Genomic DNA, 21,050 nt, shown 5'->3' on the forward strand with positions numbered 1-21,050 from the left:
TGTACGATCCTCACCATCTAAACAGAGTTAGCGGAGCCCTTTGTGTCGTACCTCTTCCAGTACAGCGGCCAGCACCTCGTCAATTGAGAGCTTGGTCGAATCAAGAATGATCGCGTCCTGCGCTGGTTTCAGAGGTGCCACAGAGCGGTTCATATCACGCGCATCACGGGCTTGAATGTCCTCTAATATAGCTTGAAGACTAGCACCCACCCCCTTGTTAATCAACTGGTTATAGCGTCGGTTGGCGCGCTCTTCTGCGCTGGCATCCAGATAGATTTTTAGCGGCGCATCGGGGAAAACAACGGTTCCCATATCGCGCCCATCAGCGATCAGACCCGGCTCGGTGGCGAACTCACGCTGGCGGTTCAGCAGCGCTTCACGCACTTCAGGGATAGAAGCAACAACGGAAGCATCACCACCGACTTTCTCGGTACGGATGGTGTCGGTCACCTCTTCACCTTCCAGTACGATGCGGATGCCATCGCTACCCTCTTCAGCGCTGAACTGAACATCCAGGTGTTCTGCCAGTACGGTCAGCGCTTCCTTGTCTTCCAACGCTACCCCATGGTGGTGGGCGGCCAGTGCAACGAGACGGTACAGCGCCCCGCTGTCCAGCAGGTTCCAGCCCAGCTCCTGAGCCAGCAGCTGGCAAAGGGTACCTTTGCCGGAACCACTTGGTCCGTCAACGGTAATAACCGCCGCTAATTCTTTTCCCTCAGACATCAGCTGTCTCCCTTAATCACGTTTAATCCCACTTCCTGTGCCAGTTCAATAAAGGTTGGGAATGATGTCGCCACATTGGCGCAATCGTTAATCTTAATTTCACCGGTGGAGCGCAGTGCCGCAATGGTGAAGGACATCGCGATACGGTGGTCACCGTGGGCGAATACTTCGCCACCGTGCAGCTCACCACCCTGGATGATCGCACCGTCCGGTGTACCTTCAATATCTGCGCCCAACGCCTTCAGGCCATCAACCATCGCCTGGATACGGTCACTTTCTTTTACGCGCAGCTCTTCCGCACCGGTTACGACTGTTTCGCCTTCCGCACACGCCGCCGCGATAAACAGGGCCGGGAATTCGTCGATTGCCAACGGCACCTGATCTTCAGGTACGCGGATACCTTTCAACGGTGCGTAACGAATACGGATGTCAGCCACGGGCTCTCCACCCACTTCGCGTTCATTCAGCAGTTCCAGGTCAGCACCCATCAGCTTCAGGATATTGATCACACCCACACGGGTCGGGTTGATACCCACGTGCTCCAGGGTCAGATCGGAGCCTGGGGTGATTGCCGCTGCGACCAGGAAGAAGGTTGCGGAGGAGATATCTGCCGGGACGTCGATCTCGGTTGCAGTCAGCTTGCCGCCGTTACTCACAGAAACTTTGCTACCTTCCACATCAACTGCGTAACCGAAACCCTGCAGCATACGTTCAGTATGGTCACGGGTCGGAGCCGGTTCGGTTACCGAGGTTGTACCATCCGCATACAGACCTGCCAGCATCAGGCAGGATTTAACCTGCGCACTCGCCATCGGCATATCGTAGTGGATCGCTTTCAGCGGCTGACCGCCTGTGATCTTCAGCGGCGGACGACCGCCCTCACCGGTTTCGATCTCTGCCCCCATCAGACGCAGCGGTTTAGCGACACGTTCCATAGGACGCTTCGCCAGGGATTCGTCACCACTCAGCTCCGTATCAAACTGCTGTGCGGACAACAGGCCGGAAAGCAGGCGGATTGTGGTACCAGAGTTACCCACATAGATTGGCCCCGGTGGTGCCTGAAGGCCGTTCAGGCCAACACCGTGAATGCGTACCTTGCCCTGATTTGGCCCTTCGATAACAACACCCATGTCACGAAACGCCTGCAGGGTTGCCAATGCATCTTCACCTTCCAGGAAGCCGCTCACCTCAGTGATACCTTCCGCCAGGGAACCCAGCATAATGGAACGGTGAGAGATCGATTTGTCACCCGGCACACGGATGGTTCCTGCGACGGAGCCACCTGGCTGCGCGCGGAAAATTACGTTTTCATTATTCATATTATTTGAAGATGCTGTATCTGAAAGAATTCGGGAAAAATGTTCGCGGGCGGCTTTGGCACGGGTAAAAGTGCCCAACATCATATCGCCATCGCCCTCTTCGATCGCAGTTCGCAACCGGGCCAGCCCCGCAGTAAAACGGTCCAGCTGCCGCAACAGCGGCTCTTTGTTCGCTAGACAGACATCATGCCACATGGTCGGATCGCTGCCCGCGATACGTGTAAAGTCTCTGAAGCCACCGGCGGCATAACGGAAAATATCCAGGTTTTCCTCTTCGCGCGCCAGCGTATCCACCAGTGAGAAGGCCAACATGTGTGGCAGGTGACTGGTCGCTGCCAGCACTTCGTCGTGACGTGCGACATCCATGCTAAGGACTTCTGCCCCCGTATACCGCCACATCTGATCAACCTTCGCGGTTGCATCGGGATCGGAATCCGGGAGGGGTGTGATTATTACCTTATATCCGTTAAAAAGCTGTGAATCCGCCGCGGCAACACCACTTTTTTCTGAACCGGCAATCGGGTGGCCCGGGATAAAGGTGTTGGGTACTGTACCAAACACACGCTCCGCCGCTTCCACCACGTTACCTTTGGTGCTGCCCACATCGGTCAGGATAGTGCCGTCGGTCAGGTGCGGTTTAATCTGTTCCAGCACCGCCTCGGTCGCTTTCACCGGAACCGCCAGCACGATCAGGTCGGCACGGGAAACCTCTTCTGGAAGCCCCGTGGCCATTTCGTCGATGACACCCAGACGCAAACCGGTTTGCATCTCTTTCTCATCACGATCATAACCAACGATGCAGGCGCCAGCGTTCTGCTCCCGCAGGGCTTTCGCCAGCGAGCCTCCAATCAACCCCAAGCCAATGACCAGGACTCTGTTCACCCAACTACTCACGCAGACAACACCTTAGCCAGAGCATCCAGACAACGCTGGTTCTCATTCGGCAGACCAATACTAATTCGCAGATGATTTGGCAGTCCGTAGTTAGCTACGGGTCTGACAATCACCCCTTCATGTAACAATGCCTGGTACAGTGGTCCCGCATCCTGCTGCATATCCACCGTCAGGAAGTTGCCTGCTGAGGGGATCCACTCCAAGCCAAGCTTTTCCAATCCCTGCTCGAGTTGAACCATACCTTCGCTGTTAAGGCGCACCGATTCGGCCAGGTAGGCATCATCGTTAAGCGCCGCAACCGCCGCCGCCAGTGCAATGGCATTCACGTTAAACGGTTGACGGATACGGTTCAGCAGATCGGTAATGGCGTCGTTTGCCACAGCGAAACCTACACGCATTGCAGCCAGACCATAGGCTTTGGAAAAGGTGCGCGTCACCACCAGATTCGGGTATTCCGCCAACAGGTTCAGACCGTCAGGAAAATCTTCCAGTGCCACGTATTCGGTATAAGCCTCGTCGAGTACAACGATGATATGTGACGGGACTTTATCCAGAAAAGCACGCAGCTCTGCCTCACCCAACCAGGTTCCGGTCGGATTGTTGGGGTTGGCAATAAAGATCATGCGGGTACGCTCGGTGATGGCCGCAGCCATCGCATCAAGATCGTGCCCATAGGCTTTGGCCGGAGTGACTACAGCATTGGCCTCCATCGCTTGAGTCACCAGCGCATACACCAGGAAGCCATACTCCGAGTAGATCACCTCATCACCAGATCGGATAAATGTACGGCCAAGCAGATCAAGTACATCATTTGAACCGTTACCCAAGGTGATACAGTTTTCAGCAATATCAAACTTGCGACTCAGTGCACGCTTCAACTCAAAGCCGTTGCTGTCGGGGTACCGGCTCAGCTCGGTGACCACATTACTCACCGCCTGACGGACCTGTACGCCCGGTCCTCGCGGGTTTTCATTGCTGGCTAGCTTGACGATATCGCTGATACCCAGCTCCCGCTCAAGCTCCTCTACCGGCTTACCCGGCAGATACGGGTGTAATCCCTGCACACCCGGTGTGGCCAATGCCTTAAAGTCACAGCTCATAACGCGGTGCTCCTTACAGTACCGCGCAAGGGTAAGAGCCCAACAATTTCAGCTCGTCGCTGCCAGCGGTGACTTCAGCCAATACTTTCTTCACAGCCTCATCGGAGCTGTGGCCTTCAAAGTCGATGTAGAACATGCAGCCATTGCTCAGTGCGCGGGTCTCAACACGGGTCAGGCTGATCTGGTGACGGTAGAACGGCTCCAGCAGCTGGTACAGGGCACCCGGCTTGTTCTTGGTGGACACCAGAATCGATGTTTTATCCACACCACTGGAATCCACAACCTGGTTACCCACAATCAGGAAGCGGGTGCGGTTGTCCGGCTGATCTTCGATGTTGCGTGCACCGATCTCCAGTTCATACAGCTCTGCCGCCATATCACCGGCAATCGCTGCCATGGTACCGTCGCAATCTCCGATCATGCGGGCAGCTTCGCCGTTGGACATCACAGCTACACGCTCGGCATCCGGCAGGTGACTGTCAAGCCAGGCACGGCACTGTGCCAGGGACTGGTGGTGAGCTACCACACGGGTAACACCAGACAGATCAGCACCGTCTTTCAGCAGCAGGTGCTGATGCACCGGCAACTCAACTTCACCACAGATGGTGACGTCGTAACGCTTAAACAGGTCCAGTGTGTGGTTAACGATGCCTTCGGAAGAGTTTTCGATCGGCACCACACCGTAGTGGGCATTGCCGGACTGCACTTCACGGAACACTTCACTCACAGAGTTCAGCGGTACACTCACCGCTGAATGGCCAAAGTGCTTCAGTGCAGCCTGCTGAGTGAAGGTACCGGCAGGGCCCAGAAACGCCACGCGCATCGGCTCTTCAAGCGCCAGACACACAGACATCACTTCACGGAACAGACGTGCCACGTCTTTGTCCGGCAGTGGACCGGCGTTGCGCTCCATTACACGACGCAGCACTTGTGCTTCGCGCTCAGGTCGATAGAACACCACCTCTTCATCGCCCTGATGCTTAAGTTTAACCTCGGCAACTTGCTGGGCGCATGATGCGCGCTTATTCAGCAGTTCGTGGATCTGCTTATCGATGGAGTCGATCTGCTGACGCAGGACGCCTAATTCCTTTTCCTGATCACTCATAACAAACTCTTCTTACTTAACTCTAGGCGGTGTGTTGTTCTGCAAACTGCTGCATGAATGCGATCAACGCATCCACGGAGCTTTCAGGCACAGCGTTATAGATGCTGGCACGCATACCGCCCACTGAACGGTGACCTTTAAGGTTCAGCAGACCTGCTTCCTCAGCCGCGCTCAGGAAGGCCTTATCCAGGCTGTCATCCGCCAGTGTGAAAGGGACGTTCATCCAGGAACGACCGTTGATTGCTACCGGGTTGTTGTAGAAGCTGCTGTTGTCGATAAACGCATACAGCTTGTCAGCCTTGCGCTGGTTGACCTCCGCCATCGCTTCCAGCCCACCCTGCTCTTTCAGCCACTTGAACACCAAGCCGGCCAGGTACCAGCCAAAGGTTGGTGGTGTGTTGAGCATGGAGTCGTTTTCCGCATGCACGGTATAGTTCATCATGGTTGGCGCAGATTCAGCACAACGACCCAACAGGTCTTCACGGATGATGACTACCACCAGACCCGCAGGTCCGATGTTTTTCTGCGCACCCGCGTAGATCATGCCAAACTTGCTCACGTCCAGCGGGCGGGACAGGATGGTGGAAGACAGATCCGCCACCAGCGGCACATCACCGGTCTCCGGGATGTAATCGAATTCCAAGCCACCGATGGTTTCGTTAGGCGTGTAGTGCACGTAAGCCGCTTCCGGATCCAGCTTCAGCTCATCCTGTGCAGGAATGGTAGTGAAGTTGGTTGCCTCGGTAGAGGCAGCAATGTTTACGTCACAGTATCGCTGCGCTTCCTTGATCGCTTTCTTCGACCAGACTCCGGTGTTGATGTAGTCCGCTTTGGACTTATCACCCAGCAGGTTGAGAGGAATCATACCGAACTGTGCGGTAGCACCTCCCTGCAGGAAGATCACCTTGTAGTTGTCAGGAATCACCAGCAGGTCACGCAGATCCTGCTCTGCCGTTTCCGCTACGGAGACAAACTCCTTGCTGCGGTGGCTCATCTCCATAATGGAGAGACCGTTACCGTGCCAATCGAGCAGTTCTTTCTGTGCGATTTCCAGTACAGCTTCCGGCAGTGCCGCCGGGCCAGCGCTAAAGTTGTGCTTACGTGTCATAGTCGCCTTAAATAAACCATCAGTGTGCAGGTAAAAAGTGCGGCAATAGCCGCACTTTTGGTTTATGCGTCGTCTGACGCTTCCGGGGTTTCTGCAGCATCTGCCTGCTCGGCAGCTGGCTGCTCAGCGTTGGTATCGTCAGGCACTTCTGCCTCGTCGTCCTCGCTTTCCTCCGGTTCTTCAATACGGGCCAGGCCCACCAGACTTTCGTCTTCAGCAACACGGATCAGGGTAACACCCTGGGTATTACGTCCCAGCTCCGAGATCTCCTCGGTGCGGGTACGTACCAGTGTGCCCTGGTCGCTGATCAGCATCACGTCGTCACCTTCGAAGACCTGGACAGCCCCTGCCAGATCACCGTTACGCTCGGACCACTGCTGAGCAATCACGCCCTGACCACCACGGCCTTTCACCGGGAACTCATCGATGGCGGTACGCTTACCGTAACCGTTGACGGATGCGGTCAGAATTACGCCGTTCTCCTGCGGAATGATCAGCGCGATCACGCGGGTCTCATCCGCCATACGGATACCACGGACACCGCGTGCGGTACGGCCCATCGGACGAACGTCGTCCTCGTGGAAACGCATCGCTTTACCGGCGCTGCTCATCAGCATCACATCGTCGTTACCGTTGGTGATTGCTGCACCGATCAGGCGGTCGCCTTCGTTCAGATCCAGTGCAATCAGCCCGGATGTACGCTGACGAGAGAACGCACTCAAGGTTACTTTCTTCACGGTACCCAGTTCGGTCGCCATGAAGACGAATCGATCATCGCTGTATTCGTTAACCGGCAGGATAGTGGTGATACGCTCACCCTCTTCCAGCGGCAGAATATTAACGATAGGACGGCCACGAGCCGTACGGCTGGCTTGAGGAATTTCGTATACCTTCAACCAGTACACTTTACCGCGGCTGGTGAAACAGAGAATCGTGTCATGGGTATTCGCCACCAGCAGGTGTTCGATGAAGTCTTCATCTTTCACTGCCGTCGCAGATTTACCCTTACCACCACGGCGCTGCGCCTGGTAGTCAGTAATCGGCTGGGTCTTGGCGTAACCACCGTGGGAGATGGTCACCACCATGTCCTCTTCGGTGATCAGGTCAGCCACGGTCAGGTCCTGACGGGATGCAATGATCTCGGTACGACGCTCGTCACCGTACTCTTCCAGAACCGCTTCCAGTTCTTCGCGGATCACTTCCATCAGGCGTTCGTGAGAACCCAGGATTTCCAGCAGCTCGGCAATACGTTCCAGTAGCTCCTGGTATTCGGCGATCAGTTTTTCATGTTCCAGACCGGTCAGACGGTGCAGACGCAGTTCTAGAATTGCCTGTGCCTGTGTCGGGGACAGGTGGTAGTGACCGTCACGCAAGCCGTACTGCTCGTCCAGATCTTCCGGACGGCAGGCATCTTCACCAGCACGTTCCAGCATGGAGACCACATCACCCGGTGCCCACGCCTGAGCAATCAGCCGCTCTTTCGCTTCCGCTGGAGTTGGCGAGCTCTTGATCAGCTCGATCACCGGATCGATGTTCGCCAGCGCAATCGCCAAACCTTCCAGGATATGGCCACGCTCACGCGCTTTGCGCAGTTCGAATACGGTACGGCGGGTTACCACCTCGCGGCGGTGACGAATGAAGTTTTCCAGCAGGGACTTCAGATCCAGCGTACGTGGCTGGCCATCCACCAGTGCCACGACGTTGATACCGAACACGCTCTCCATCTGGGTCTGCGCGAACAGGTTATTCACGATAACCTCTGGTACTTCACCGCGACGCAGTTCGATCACGATGCGCATACCGTCCTTATCGGACTCGTCACGCAGCTCGGTGATACCTTCCAGCTTCTTCTCTTTAACCAGCTCGGCGATCTTTTCGATCAGACGGGCTTTGTTCAGCTGGTATGGGATCTCGGTAACGATGATGGATGCTTTACCGCGTGAGTCTTCCTCCACATGGTGCTTGGCACGCACGTAGATACGACCACGTCCGGTGCGGTACGCCATCAAGATACCGGCACGACCGTTGATAATGCCGCCGGTCGGGAAGTCTGGCCCCGGGATGTACTCCATCAGTTCGTCAACGGTCAGATCACCGTTTTCGATCAGGGCGATACAGCCTTTCACCACCTCGGTGAGGTTGTGAGGTGGGATGTTGGTTGCCATACCCACCGCAATACCTGCAGAACCGTTCACCAGCAGGTTCGGTACACGGGTTGGCAATACTTCAGGAATCTTCTCGGTGCCGTCGTAGTTGTCTACGAAATCGACGGTCTCTTTCTCCAGATCTGCCAGCAATTCGTGGGAGATCTTGTCCATGCGGATCTCGGTGTATCGCATCGCCGCAGCGGAATCACCGTCAACCGAACCGAAGTTCCCCTGGCCATCGACAAGGGTGTAGCGCATGGCAAAGTCCTGCGCCATGCGAACGATGGTGTCATATACGGCACTGTCACCATGGGGGTGGTATTTACCGATTACGTCACCCACCACACGCGCAGATTTTTTGTACGGCTTGTTCCAGTCGTTGCCCAGTTCATTCATCGCGAATAATACGCGGCGGTGAACCGGCTTGAGGCCGTCACGAACATCAGGAAGTGCTCGGCCCACGATGACACTCATGGCGTAGTCCAGGTAGGACTGCTTGAGTTCATCCTCAATATTTACTGGCAAAATCTCTTTGGCTAGTTCACCCATTCACTATCCTTCGATCAGCTCATCCGGCGACTGAATCCGCCGGTTCTTTATAACCGGACGAGTATACCACATCAGAATCACAATGCCTGTAAAATGAAGACATTAGGTACATATAGTTGAAAGCATAAAAATCGCTCCTACGGCCTTAGAAAAGCTCTCAGAGGCATTCCCCCATTTTCAGTTGTGCAAAAGTTGGACGATTTTCCCTGCTATGCGCTCCTCCGCACCAGTGGTAAAATGACCGCTCACCAAGGGAGACCTGCTGTAACCATGAGCACGAATAGCCAAGCCGAAAATCTGAATGTCGACCACGAAGAGATCGCCAAGTTTGAACAACTGGCCAGTAAGTGGTGGGACCGCAATAGTGAGTTTAAACCCCTGCACGACATCAACCCCCTGCGCGTGGGCTTTATCGACCAGATCGCACGTCTGGCCAGCAAAGAGGTACTGGACGTAGGTTGCGGTGGCGGCATTCTGTCCGAATCCATGGCCCAGCGCGGTGCCACCGTGACCGGTATCGATATGGGCGAAGCGCCATTGAAAGTCGCTAAGCTGCACGGTCTGGAAAGCGGCGTAAAGGTCAGCTACAAGCAGATCCCGGTTGAAGAGTTGGCGGCACAACAGCCAGAATCATTCGACGTTGTCACCTGCATGGAGATGCTGGAACACGTCCCAGATCCTTCCTCCATTGTGCGCGCCTGTTCACAGCTGGTTAAACCGGGTGGCTACGTATTCTTTTCCACCCTGAACCGCAATCCTAAGGCATACCTGTTTGCGATCATGGGTGCAGAACAGATCCTGAAGCTGGTGCCAAAGGGCACCCACGACTTTAAGAAGTTTATCCGCCCATCCGAACTTGGCACCTGGATTCGCCAGAGCGGACTAACGAGCCTGGAGATGACCGGCCTGGTGTATAACCCGCTCACCAAAGCGTACCGTCTGAATCCGCGCGATGTGGACGTGAACTACATGATCGCCACCCGCAAGCCAGCGGAGTAACCACAGATGAACCAGCCACTGGAAGCGGTACTGTTCGATCTGGACGGTACCCTGCTGGATACGGCACCCGACTTTCACTGGGTGATTAATAAATTACTTCAGGAAGAGCAGCGCTCACCGGTATCGCTGGAGTTTCTGCGCCAGCACGTTTCCAACGGAGCCCGGGCCATGGTCTGCGCTGCCTTCGAAATCGAGATCAACGACGCGCGTTTTCGCGATCTGCACCAGCGCATGCTCGATCTCTACCTGCAACACCTGGATGTGCACACGGTACCCTTTAACGGCATCAGCGACCTGCTCAACTGGCTTGACCAGAACGATATCCCGTGGGGCATCGTGACCAACAAACCTGAGCTTTACACGCTACCAGTCATGCGTGGCCTGGATCTGCACGACCGCGCCGGCAGCATTATCTGCCCGGATCACGTGACAGAGCGCAAACCCCCTCCGGAACCACTCTTCCTCGCGTGTAACCAGATCGGCTGTACACCAGAAAACGCCCTCTACGTGGGCGACCATATCCGTGATATCGAGAGCGGACGCCGCGCGGGGATGCGCACGATCGCTGCATGCTACGGATACATCGACACCGATACCAACACCCAGGACTGGGAAGCCGATCACTACGTGGACTGTGCATCGGAAATTAAGCCCCTGCTACAATCAATCTATGCTTTAAATTAAGGAACGGGATCCATGTTTGATTATCAAGCTCCTGAACAACTACTCGAGGGCCGCATCATTCTGGTCACCGGCGCTGGCGACGGCATTGGTCGCGCTGCAGCCAAAACCTATGCAGCTCACGGTGCAACCGTCGTACTGCTCGGCCGCACGCTGGAGAAGCTCGAAAGTCTGTACGATGAGATTGAAGCAGCCGGTTATCCACAGCCTGCTATTGTCCCATTGAACCTGGAAAGCGCGACTGAGCACGAGTACATGGAGCTGGCAAACACACTGGAACAGGAGTTCGGACGTCTGGACGGCCTGCTGAACAATGCTGGCTCTCTGGGTGTTCGCACCGCTATCGAAACCTATGATCCAACCATCTGGACTCAGGTAATGCAGGTGAACGTCAATGCAGCTTTTATGTTGACCCAAGCTCTGCTACCACTGCTGCAGGAATCCGATGACGCCTCCGTCATCTTCACCTCCTCCGGTGTTGGTCGCAAAGGTCGTGCCTACTGGGGTGCTTATGCAGTCTCCAAGTTTGCCACTGAAGGCCTGATGCAGGTAATGGCTGACGAGCTGGAAAACACCAGTCCAATCCGTGTGAACTGCATCAACCCGGGCGCTACCCGTACCCAGATGCGTGTCACGGCGTACCCAGGTGAACCGCCTCAGACCAACCCGACACCGGAAGAGATCATGCCGGTCTACCTCTATCTGATGGGGGAAGACAGCAAAGAGGTGAACGGTCAGTCACTGAACGCGCAGTAAGCCCAGTAACAGTCATAAAAAAAGCAGCCATCGGGCTGCTTTTTTTTGGGGCATGACTTACGGAACGATCAGTCCTGACGGCGCTTACGATCCTCTGAGCGACGGGTACGCTGACGCTTATAGCGGCGTTTCATCTGCTCTTTCTCAGCAATCGACAGTGAACGTGACTTCTTCGGCGCCACCTCCATCATCTTGCTCAGCTCCTTCACCTCTTTTGGCGTCATCTCACGCCAGGTGCCCGCTCGCACATCACTCGGCAGGAAAACCGGGCCATAACGCACACGCTTCAAGCGGCTAACCTGCAGCCCCTGTGATTCCCAGAGACGACGTACTTCGCGGTTACGCCCTTCCATGACCACACAGTGGAACCATTTGTTGGCACCTTCACCGTCAAAGTACTGCACATCGGTAAAGCGCGCCATACCGTCTTCCAGCAACACACCTTCAGTCAAGGTCTGCAAAGTATTGTCTTCCACCTCCCCCAACACTCGTACCGCATATTCACGGTCAATATTGGCAGACGGGTGCATCAGGGCATTAGCCAGCTCACCGTCAGTGGTAAACAGCAACAAACCGGAGGTATTGATATCCAGACGACCAATCGCGATCCAGCGCCCCTCTTTCAGAGGCGGCAGGTGACGAAATACCGTCGCCCGCCCTTCAGGATCGTGACGGGTACAGATCTCACCCACCGGCTTGTTATAAATCAGTACCCGGCGTGTGGCATCTTTACCAAACACCAGCTTTACTTCGTGACCGTCTACCTTAACCACATCCTGCGGTCCAATACGGTCACCCAAGGTCGCACTTTCGTTATTTACGATAACGCGACCGTCTTGTATCCAACGCTCCATCTCACGACGTGAGCCAATTCCAGAGCGCGCCAAAACTTTATGTAGCTTTTCATCAGCCATGTCAGACGCTCCAACATATCATTGATAATGAGATCAGCAAGGGCCGGCATGCCCAAGCCTCAATAAACGAAAAAAGCTCGCAGGGGCAAACCTCGCGAGCTTCTCTATTCTAACAGAACGAAGAGCAAATTATTTGATCAGGCAATCTTCTTTTGTGTTGCCTTTATCAAAGAACTTCTGAAATGCTACAGGCGTGCGGCCACGGCCGGACCATTCGTGCGTAACACCTTCGTCATCCGTGATTCGGTATTTCGGCTGAACCTTTTTCTTCGGTGCAACATCAATGGCACCCAAAAGGTCTTCCAGATCGATACCAGCATCCTTCATAGTCTGGCGGATTACATCGATCTTTTCTTCACGAGCCTGTCGCGCAGCTTCAGCAGCTTCCTCTTCCGCGCGCTTGTCGTCAGCAATCTCTTTTAAATCTGCCAGTACTTTTTCAATTTCTTCTACAGACAGGTCAGCGCATTGCTTACGCAGAGAGTTCTTACGAGTCAGCGTTTTTAGGAAATCGGACATTTTTCTATTCACCAATAATTCAATGTAAATACGTGCATATCTTTATAGTTATTAGATTAGAAAAAATCCAAAAAAAAAGCGAAAAAAATTTAAATTTTTTCGCTCTTTTTTCGATTTGCTAAAAATACAGTGCAAATGTAATAAAAATCACAGTCCCGCAAGGGAACCTGCACCCTCTCGGATAATTTCCGGCGTATCATCTACCAGATTTACAACCGTGGTTGGTTCCATTCCACAATAACCACCATCAATAACCAGATCCACCTGATGCTGCAGCACCTCACGAATTTCATAAGGGTCCATCATTGGATCAGTTTCGCCCGGCAAAATCAGCGATGTACTCATAATCGGCTCACCCAACTCTCGCATCAATTCAAGTGCAATCTCGTTTTCCGGGATACGTAAGCCAATGGTACGCCGTTTCGGATGTAATAGCCGACGTGGCACTTCCGAGGTCGCTTTCAATATAAAGGTATAAGCACCCGGCGTATGAGATTTAAGGATGCGATAGGATTGGTTACCCACCTTGGCATAGGTACCAATCTCGCTCAGATCACGGCATACCAAAGTAAAGTTATGTTTATCATCTAACTGACGTATGCGCTTAATTTTCTCCAGTGCACTTTTATCACCGAGATGACACCCCAGTGCATACGCACTGTCGGTCGGGTAAACAATCACGCCGCCACGATTAATGATCTCAACCGCTTGTTTAATCAGTCGTTTCTGCGGGTTTTCCGGATGTATCTGAAAGAACTGGCTCACTGCAGCTATCCACGTCAGTTATATTAGGGCCAGTTTACCCTGTTCTTGCCTGTGCCTAAAGCAACTTTGCCAGCACGTGATTGGAGTCATCAAGCACGGACGGGAATTTACCAATATCGGTCCATCCATAGGACGGCGAATGAAAATCACTGCCTGCTGATATCATAATGTCCATCTTGCGTGCTAAACGTTCCAGGTCGGCCTGGTGGTTTGGTGAGATTCCGGTATAAGAAACCTCTATGGCTGATCCGCCTTCTGATACAAAGTCAGCTACAACAGATCGTATTTTTGTGAACGTCATCTTGTATTTAGTCGGATGGGCAAGCACCGCCTCACCACCAGCGCCTTTTATTACTGCAATTGCTTCATCAAAACCCGGCCAGTCCATTTTCACATCGCCGGTTTTACCTGCACCAAGATATTGCTTAAACGCAGCCTGCTCACTGTTAACTACGCCTATATCAACCAACGCTTTGGCTATATGCGGGCGCCCGATAATTGCATCAGCCGCATGTGTTTTAACCGCGGCATAAAGTGGCTCACGAGATATTCCGGCTTTAATCAGGCGTTCACATATCTTATCCGCGCGTTTCTGACGCAATTCATTTAGCCCCAGGAGATAACTGTTTAAATTACAATCATCCGGATCTACACCGAGCCCTACGATATGCAGCATGCGATTATTCCAGTTCGCCGTCAGTTCAAGCCCTGGAATAAACTTAAGTTGTAAATTCTGCTGTTCAATAATTTTCTTCACACCATTCAATGTGTCATGGTCAGTAAGAGCCAGGACCTCAACCCTTCTATCCTGCGCTCTTTGCAAAAGCTCTTCGGGCGGCAAGCTGCCGTCGGATGCGGTACTGTGACAATGGAGATCATATTTGGGGAATTGAGTAGACATGAGTGTTTATAACTGACCTTTGCAACCTTATACTCTAGACTTTACCAGATATTCAGCAGGCGCTATGAAACTACTACTCGATTTTCTTCCGGTCATCATTTTCTTCGCCGTATATAAGGCCACTGATGACATCATCATAGCCACTGCGGTACTGATTCCTGCGACACTGCTCCAGATGCTTTACACCTGGATTCGCACCCACACCATCGAAAAGATGCAGCTGGTAACACTGGTACTTGTGATTATCCTGGGTGGTGCGACGGTGCTCCTGCAGGACAAGACCTTTATCCAGTGGAAACCAACCGTCGTAAACTGGCTGTTTGGTCTGGCCTTTCTGGGCAGCCAATTCATTGGCTCCAAGCCGATTGTACAGCGCATTATGGAAAGCAACCTGGAACTACCGGACTTCGCCTGGCGCAACCTGAACTACGCTTGGGTTGTTTTCTTTGTAGTTATGGGCATTCTCAACCTGATTGTTGCCTACAACTTCAGCGAAGAGACCTGGGTGAACTTTAAGCTGTTCGGCATGCTCGGCCTGACACTGATCTTTATTCTGGCGCAGGGACTCTACCTATCGCGCCATATCCAAAATACCGATAACCAAGACTAATCGGAGCACGACTGTGTATTACGTAATTTTCGCAGAAGATGTAGAAAACAGCCTTGAGAACCGCCTGAAGTCTCGTCCAGCCCACCTGGAACGCCTGGAAACACTCAAGCAACAGGGCCGATTATTCGCAGCAGGCCCGCTGCCTGCCATCGATTCTGAAGATCCAGGTGAAGCAGGCTTTACCGGTAGCTTGGTTATTGCTGAGTTTGATTCTCTGGATGCGGCGCAGGCCTGGGCCGATGCCGATCCATATTTTGCGGCCGGAGTATATAAAAAGGTAACCGTTAAGCCGTATAAAAAAGTTTTACCCTGAAACTAAAGAAGGGTTTCAGTAACCGTTTAGTTCGCAGTAGCATCACATAAGCGCCTGCTTAATTAGAAGTACTTAAACTTTCTGTTCAGTTTGAGTTAAGCGCGGTGAAGGTGTACTTCGCATACTGCAAATTATTCATCCGCCAAGTACAAGGAACGAAACATGAAAAAGATCGCAATCGCTTCAGGCATTCTGCTGGCAGCTACAGCAATGACTGCTCAGGCTCACCCTGAACACGAAGGCTACGTAACTCAGACGACCGACACCATCTGGCGCACCGGTTTCGGTGAGTGCTGGCGCAACGGCTTCTGGAAAGAAGAAGACGCAATGCACGCAATTGAGGGCTGTGACGGCTACAAGAAACCTGTAGTTGCTGAACCTGCACCAGCACCAAAACCAGCTCCGGCCCCAGCTCCAAAACCTGTTGTTAAGAACATGCAGGTAACTGAACAGCACATCGTATACTTCGACTTCGACAGCGCAGAAGTGAAAAGCGTTGCCGAGATCACCTCTTACGTTGCTGGCCTGACCAAGCTGGAAGGCATCACTCTGAGCGGCCACACCGATAAGCTAGGTGCAAACGAGTACAACATGGCGCTGTCTCGCAAGCGTGTAAACGCTGTTGCTGATGCACTGGTTGAAGGCGGTGTTGATCGCGGCCTGATCACTACAGATTACCTGGGTGAAACCAAGCCTGTTAAAGCCTGTGCAAAAGACACCAAAACCTGCCTGGCAGAAAACCGTCGTGTAGAAGTGACTATCAACGGCGTAAAACAGGTTCAGCAGTAATCTGTTTCGGAGGGGCTTCACGCCCCTCCATCTGTTATTAGAAGAATAAATATGAAATCACTACTGTCCGCATTCGCGTCACTCATTTTGTTACTGAGCGTCAGCCACGCGTCGATTGCAGCAAGCTACCAGGAACAGAAAGTTGTTTACCATATGAATTATGGAGACAGCCACCGCATCGCCGAGACCATGGTTAATATCAGCAACCATCTCAGTGAAGTGGGTGATGAACGGGTGGATATCAAAGTAGTGGTTCACGGTAAAGCGATCGAATACTTCCTGGCCGCTGCAGAGGACGAAGCCAAACAGATGACAATCGATTCACTGCGTCTGCGTGATGTGCAATTTATCATCTGTGGTAACTCACTGGATGGCTACAAGGTCACTCGCGAAGATCTCTACGAAGTAGAAGAGGAAGACGTTGTTAAGGCTGGCCTGCCTGCCATCGTTGATCTGCAACAGAAAGGCTACATCTACGTACGCCCATGAAATTGCCCCGCTGGCTGGAATGGCTTCCTCTAGGCCATGTTGAGTCAATCGATCCTGCTGACCTACCTTGCCCCGCTGAAGTACTGGCCGAGCAATTCCATCTGCTTGATGTGCGCACACCCGCTGAATGGTCGCAAAGCCGCATTCACGGTAGCATCAATGTACCACTGCACCGCTTCTCCTTATCCTCTCTGGATCTGGATACGATCAACAAACCCGTGATCTGTATCTGCCTCAGCGCCCATCGCAGCACCCTAGCCGTTAGAAAACTGCGCCGTGCAGGCATCGAAGCCTATGAACTGAAAGGCGGCATGCTGAACTGGTGGCGCTTACACCTGCCGACTGAAAAGAACTGATCTCTCCCCTTCACCACCAATATCCCCAACACGGTAAAATTCGCCCACAAAAAAGGCGACCCGAAGGTCGCCTTTTTTAGTGCTTAAGATCGGCTCAATTAGCCAACCCAAACGCGTGCGTTACGGAACATGCGCATCCACGCACCGTCCTCATCCCACGCATCAGGCGCCCAGGAGTTCTGCAGGGCACGGAAGACACGCTCAGGGTGCGGCATCATGATGGTCACACGACCATCCGCAGAGGTCACACCGCTGATACCCTCTGGAGAACCGTTCGGGTTCGCTGGGTAAGTTGTAGTTACCTTGCCGTAGTTATCCACATAGCGAAGTGCAACTGCACCGCTACCCTGCAGACCTGCCAGATGTGCTTCATCTTTGAACTCCGCACGACCTTCACCGTGTGCTACGGCAATCGGCATACGGGAGCCCTGCATACCCTGCAGGAAAATCGAGTTGCTCTCTTGTACTTCAACCATCGCTACACGTGCTTCAAACTGCTCGGACTGGTTGCGTACGAAGTGCGGCCACAGGTCGGTACCCGGGATCAGCTCGTGCAGGTTAGACAACATCTGACAGCCGTTACAGATACCCAGTGCGAAGGTGTCTTCACGGTTGAAGAAAGACTGGAACTGGTCACGTGCGCGGCTGTTGAACAGGATGGACTTCGCCCAGCCTTCACCCGCACCCAGTACGTCACCGTAGGAGAAACCACCACAGGCCACCAGACCTTTGAATTCGTCCAGCTCGCGACGACCTTCCAGGATGTCGCTCATATGTACGTCAACCGCATCGAAACCGGCGCGATCAAATGCCGCTGCCATCTCGATCTGGCCGTTAACACCCTGCTCTCGCACGATTGCCATCTTCGGACGGTTGCCGGTCTGGATAAACGGCGCAGCCACATCTTCATTGATGTCATAGCTCAGCTCTGCATGCAGACCTGGGTTTTCTGCGTCCAGCAGTGCATCAAACTCCTGCTTCGCGCAATCGGAGTTATCACGCATCGCCTGGATCCGGTAAGAGGTTTCCGCCCACCAACGCTGCAGCTGTACACGGCTCTCTGCGTAGATCTCTTCATCGTCGAAATGAACACAGATCTGGTCATCTTCATTCGGGGAACCGATCACTTTCGCGATCTCGCCCAGACCCGCAGCATTCAGTTCAGTCAGGACCTGTTCGGTGTTTTCTCGTTTCACCTGAACCACTGCACCCAACTCTTCAGCGTACAGCGCTGCTGCAAATTCACTGCTGTCAGCAGCCAGCATATCCAGATTCAGATCCACACCGGTGCGACCGGCAAAAGCCATCTCAGCCACAGTCGTGAACAGGCCACCGTCGGCACGGTCGTGGTAGGCCAGCAGCAGATCCTGTGCATTCAGCTCCTGAACCGCCGCGAAGAATGCTGCCAACTGTTCAGGGTTATCCACATCCGGTACATCCTGACCCACTTCGTTAAATACCTGAGCCAGTGCTGACAGACCCAGACGGTTCTGACCGTTCCCCAAATCCAGCAGGATCAGGTCGGTTTCACCCTGGTCGGTACGCAACTGCGGCGTCAGTGTTTTACGTGCATCGGTCACCGGTGCGAAACCGGAGATGATCAGAGACATCGGCGCTGTTACGGACTTGTCTTCACCGCTGTCGTCCCACACGGTACGCATGGACATGGAGTCCTTACCTACCGGGATGGTGATACCCAGCTGTGGGCATAGCTCCATTCCCACCGCTTTCACGGTGTCGTACAGTTTTTCGTCTTCACCCGGGTGACCCGCTGCACACATCCAGTTCGCAGACAGCTTGATGTCGTTGATCTGCTTAATCGGTGCAGATGCCAGGTTGGTGATGGTTTCACCGATCGCCATACGACCGGACGCTGGGGAATCAACCAATGCCAGCGGGGTACGCTCACCCATCGCCATCGCTTCACCAGCGTAGGTGTCGTAAGAAGAGGTCGTTACCGCGCAGTTCGCTACAGGCACCTGCCAAGGACCCACCATCTGGTCACGGGCAACGGTACCAGTAATGGAACGGTCGCCGATGGTGATCAGGAAGGACTTGGATGCCACTGCCGGCAGCTTCATCACACGCTCTGCCGCGTCTTTCAGATCGATAGCAGAAGCGTCAAATGCTGGTACTTCGTAGCTCTTACGTTCTACGGAGCGGTGCATCTTCGGTGGCTTGCCGAACAGTACACTCATCGGCAGGTCAACCGGCTTGTTCTCAAAGTGAGTGTCACCCAGAGTCAGGTGGTGTTCTTCGGTTGCTTCACCAACAATCGCATACGGGCAACGCTCGCGGGCACAGATCGCTTCGAAGCGCGCCAGATCTTTTGGCTCAACCGCCAGAACGTAACGCTCCTGCGCTTCGTTACACCAGATCGCCAGCGGGGACATGCCCGGCTCATCATTGTTGACGTTACGCAGCTCAAAGTTACCGCCACGGTTGCCATCTTTTACCAGCTCTGGGAATGCGTTGGACAGACCACCCGCACCCACGTCGTGGATAAAGGCGATTGGGTTCTCGTCACCCTGCTGCCAGCACTGGTCGATCACTTCCTGACAGCGGCGTTCCAGTTCCGGGTTGTCACGCTGTACAGATGCAAAGTCCAGGTCTGCAGATGAGGTACCGGAGGACATGGAGGACGCAGCACCACCACCCAGGCCGATCTGCATCGCAGGACCACCCAAACAGATCAGCTTCGCACCAACCGGAATATCACCTTTTTCGACGTGCTCGCCACGGATATTACCCAGACCACCAGCAATCATGATCGGCTTGTGGTAACCACGCATTTCTTCACCGGCCGCACCGTTCACCTTCTGCTCGAAGGTACGGAAGTAACCGGTCAGCGCCGGACGACCAAACTCGTTGTTAAATGCAGCGCCACCAATCGGACCTTCGATCATGATGTCCAGTGCGCTAACAATACGGTCTGGTTTGCCGTACTTGGATTCCCATGGCTGCTCAAAGCCGGGGATGTTCAGGTCGGATACGGTGAAACCGGTCAGACCCGCTTTTGGCTTGGAACCTTTACCGGTCGCGCCTTCATCACGGATCTCACCACCGGAACCGGTTGCTGCACCGGAGTGCGGTGCAATCGCCGTTGGGTGGTTGTGGGTTTCCACCTTCATCAGGATGTGGATATCTTCTTCGTTGTAACCGTACTGCTTGGTTTCTGGATTCGGGAAGAAGCGACCCGCTTTTGCACCCACGATTACGGATGCGTTGTCCTTGTACGCGGACAGCACGTTGTCACCGCCCAGCTCGTTAGTGTTCTTGATCATACCGAACAGGGACTTCTCCTGTGCTTCCCCATCAATATCCCAAGACGCGTTGAAGATCTTGTGGCGGCAGTGCTCGGAGTTAGCCTGCGCAAACATCATCAATTCAACGTCAGTTGGGTTGCGGCCCAGCTCGGTAAAGCTGGTTACCAGGTAATCGATCTCATCTTCTGCCAACGCCAGACCCAGCTCAGTATTTGCTGTTTCCAGTGCCGCACGGCCACCACCCAGAATATCCACAGTGGTCAGTGGTGCCGGAGATTCTTCCACAAACAGAGCAGCTGCTGCATCGATGCTTGGCAACACAGCTTCAACCATACGGTCATACAGCTCAGCCACAATTGCGTCCTGTGCGGCTTGATCCAGATCGCCGGATGCCTGAATATAGTACGCCACACCACGCTCGAGACGCTTAACGCTGCTCAGACCACAGTTGTGGGCGATGTCAGTTGCCTTGGAAGACCAAGGAGAGATAGTGCCCGGGCGGGGAACAACCAGGAATAGCTGGCCGGCAGGTTCTTCAACGTCAGCTTTTGGTCCGTAGCGCAGGATGCGGTCCAATACCTGTTGTTCGTCTGCTGATAGGTCCTGCTCCAGATCCGCAAAGTGCATGAACTCGCTGTACAGTGCTGTAACAGCAGGAACTTTGGACTGGAGAGCAGACAGCAGCTTTTCGTGACGGAAAGCAGAAAGAGCAGGTGCTCCACGCAATGCTAGCATGTTTTTTACAAG

19 protein-coding genes are annotated in these 21,050 nt (G+C 53.7%); 8 read left to right on the forward strand and 11 right to left on the reverse strand.

Features of this window, described 5'->3' with window-relative positions:
* Positions 1 to 27 precede the first annotated feature (27 nt).
* From cmk to gyrA, 6 genes are all read right to left on the reverse strand, one after another.
* The gene (gene cmk, locus ACEQ15_RS15500; RefSeq protein ID WP_370280144.1) at positions 28 to 723 is read right to left on the reverse strand and encodes a (d)CMP kinase; all 696 of its coding nucleotides are present in this window, start codon (positions 721 to 723) and stop codon (positions 28 to 30) included.
* Entirely contained in the window at positions 723 to 2,936 is a 2,214-nt protein-coding gene (locus ACEQ15_RS15505) for a bifunctional prephenate dehydrogenase/3-phosphoshikimate 1-carboxyvinyltransferase (RefSeq protein WP_370280145.1), read from the reverse strand. The genes cmk and ACEQ15_RS15505 overlap by 1 nt, the downstream gene beginning before the upstream one ends.
* The gene (gene hisC / locus ACEQ15_RS15510; protein ID WP_370280146.1) at positions 2,933 to 4,036 is read right to left on the reverse strand and encodes a histidinol-phosphate transaminase; all 1,104 of its coding nucleotides are present in this window, start codon (positions 4,034 to 4,036) and stop codon (positions 2,933 to 2,935) included. Before hisC ends, ACEQ15_RS15505 begins: the two co-directional genes overlap by 4 nt.
* Before the next feature lie 13 nt (positions 4,037 to 4,049).
* Positions 4,050 to 5,141 (reverse strand): prephenate dehydratase, encoded by a 1,092-nt coding sequence (gene pheA, locus ACEQ15_RS15515; RefSeq protein WP_370280147.1) that lies wholly within the window; start codon positions 5,139 to 5,141, stop codon positions 4,050 to 4,052.
* Between the two features lie 22 nt (positions 5,142 to 5,163).
* On the reverse strand, positions 5,164 to 6,249 hold the full coding sequence (serC, locus tag ACEQ15_RS15520; RefSeq protein WP_370280148.1) for a 3-phosphoserine/phosphohydroxythreonine transaminase: 1,086 nt from the start codon (positions 6,247 to 6,249) through the stop codon (positions 5,164 to 5,166).
* Between the two features lie 62 nt (positions 6,250 to 6,311).
* On the reverse strand, positions 6,312 to 8,945 hold the full coding sequence (gene gyrA / locus ACEQ15_RS15525) for a DNA gyrase subunit A (protein WP_370280149.1): 2,634 nt from the start codon (positions 8,943 to 8,945) through the stop codon (positions 6,312 to 6,314).
* 270 nt (positions 8,946 to 9,215) lie between these two features.
* Here gyrA and ubiG point away from each other — a divergent pair, with 270 nt between their 5' ends.
* The 3 genes from ubiG to ACEQ15_RS15540 are packed head-to-tail and all read left to right on the forward strand — an operon-like array spanning position 9,216 to position 11,381.
* Positions 9,216 to 9,944 carry a bifunctional 2-polyprenyl-6-hydroxyphenol methylase/3-demethylubiquinol 3-O-methyltransferase UbiG gene (ubiG, locus tag ACEQ15_RS15530; protein WP_370280150.1) on the forward strand — a complete coding sequence of 243 codons (729 nt, stop codon included), beginning with the start codon at positions 9,216 to 9,218 and terminating at the stop codon, positions 9,942 to 9,944.
* A gap of 6 nt (positions 9,945 to 9,950) precedes the next feature.
* Entirely contained in the window at positions 9,951 to 10,628 is a 678-nt protein-coding gene (locus ACEQ15_RS15535) for an HAD-IA family hydrolase (RefSeq protein ID WP_370280151.1), read from the forward strand.
* Between the two features lie 12 nt (positions 10,629 to 10,640).
* Entirely contained in the window at positions 10,641 to 11,381 is a 741-nt protein-coding gene (locus ACEQ15_RS15540; protein WP_370280152.1) for a YciK family oxidoreductase, read from the forward strand.
* A 68-nt stretch (positions 11,382 to 11,449) separates the two neighbouring features.
* Here the strand turns inward: ACEQ15_RS15540 and rluB are convergent, their stop codons facing one another.
* The 4 genes from rluB to ACEQ15_RS15560 form a co-directional block, all read right to left on the reverse strand.
* Positions 11,450 to 12,295 carry a 23S rRNA pseudouridine(2605) synthase RluB gene (rluB, locus tag ACEQ15_RS15545; protein ID WP_370280153.1) on the reverse strand — a complete coding sequence of 282 codons (846 nt, stop codon included), beginning with the start codon at positions 12,293 to 12,295 and terminating at the stop codon, positions 11,450 to 11,452.
* Between the two features lie 129 nt (positions 12,296 to 12,424).
* On the reverse strand, positions 12,425 to 12,814 hold the full coding sequence (locus ACEQ15_RS15550; protein WP_282350025.1) for an H-NS family nucleoid-associated regulatory protein: 390 nt from the start codon (positions 12,812 to 12,814) through the stop codon (positions 12,425 to 12,427).
* A 147-nt stretch (positions 12,815 to 12,961) separates the two neighbouring features.
* Positions 12,962 to 13,579: an L-threonylcarbamoyladenylate synthase gene (locus tag ACEQ15_RS15555; RefSeq protein WP_370280155.1), complete on the reverse strand. Its 618-nt coding sequence runs from the start codon at positions 13,577 to 13,579 to the stop codon at positions 12,962 to 12,964.
* 55 nt (positions 13,580 to 13,634) lie between these two features.
* Positions 13,635 to 14,480, reverse strand: a complete 846-nt coding sequence (locus tag ACEQ15_RS15560) for a PHP domain-containing protein (RefSeq protein ID WP_370280156.1) — start codon at positions 14,478 to 14,480, stop codon at positions 13,635 to 13,637.
* Between the two features lie 64 nt (positions 14,481 to 14,544).
* On the opposite strand from ACEQ15_RS15560, the gene ACEQ15_RS15565 reads away from it, so the two are divergent.
* The 5 genes from ACEQ15_RS15565 to ACEQ15_RS15585 all read left to right on the forward strand — a co-directional run bounded on the left by ACEQ15_RS15565 (position 14,545) and on the right by ACEQ15_RS15585 (position 17,037).
* Positions 14,545 to 15,090 (forward strand): septation protein A, encoded by a 546-nt coding sequence (locus ACEQ15_RS15565; protein ID WP_370280157.1) that lies wholly within the window; start codon positions 14,545 to 14,547, stop codon positions 15,088 to 15,090.
* Positions 15,091 to 15,103: 13 nt separating this feature from the next.
* A complete protein-coding gene (locus tag ACEQ15_RS15570; protein ID WP_370280158.1) occupies positions 15,104 to 15,403 on the forward strand; it encodes a YciI family protein in 300 nt (99 codons plus the stop codon).
* A gap of 162 nt (positions 15,404 to 15,565) precedes the next feature.
* The gene (locus ACEQ15_RS15575) at positions 15,566 to 16,192 is read left to right on the forward strand and encodes an OmpA family protein (protein WP_370280159.1); all 627 of its coding nucleotides are present in this window, start codon (positions 15,566 to 15,568) and stop codon (positions 16,190 to 16,192) included.
* Between the two features lie 51 nt (positions 16,193 to 16,243).
* Complete coding sequence (locus ACEQ15_RS15580) at positions 16,244 to 16,681, forward strand: DsrE family protein (protein ID WP_370280160.1); 438 nt, start codon at positions 16,244 to 16,246, stop codon at positions 16,679 to 16,681.
* A complete protein-coding gene (locus ACEQ15_RS15585) occupies positions 16,678 to 17,037 on the forward strand; it encodes a rhodanese-like domain-containing protein (protein ID WP_370280161.1) in 360 nt (119 codons plus the stop codon). The genes ACEQ15_RS15580 and ACEQ15_RS15585 overlap by 4 nt, the downstream gene beginning before the upstream one ends.
* A 98-nt stretch (positions 17,038 to 17,135) precedes the next feature.
* Here the strand turns inward: ACEQ15_RS15585 and purL are convergent, their stop codons facing one another.
* Complete coding sequence (gene purL / locus ACEQ15_RS15590) at positions 17,136 to 21,038, reverse strand: phosphoribosylformylglycinamidine synthase (RefSeq protein WP_370280162.1); 3,903 nt, start codon at positions 21,036 to 21,038, stop codon at positions 17,136 to 17,138.
* Positions 21,039 to 21,050 lie beyond the last annotated feature (12 nt).

It is taken from the genome of Pontibacterium sp., assembly GCF_964228735.1.
Classification (GTDB): Bacteria; Pseudomonadota; Gammaproteobacteria; order Pseudomonadales; family Balneatricaceae; genus Pontibacterium.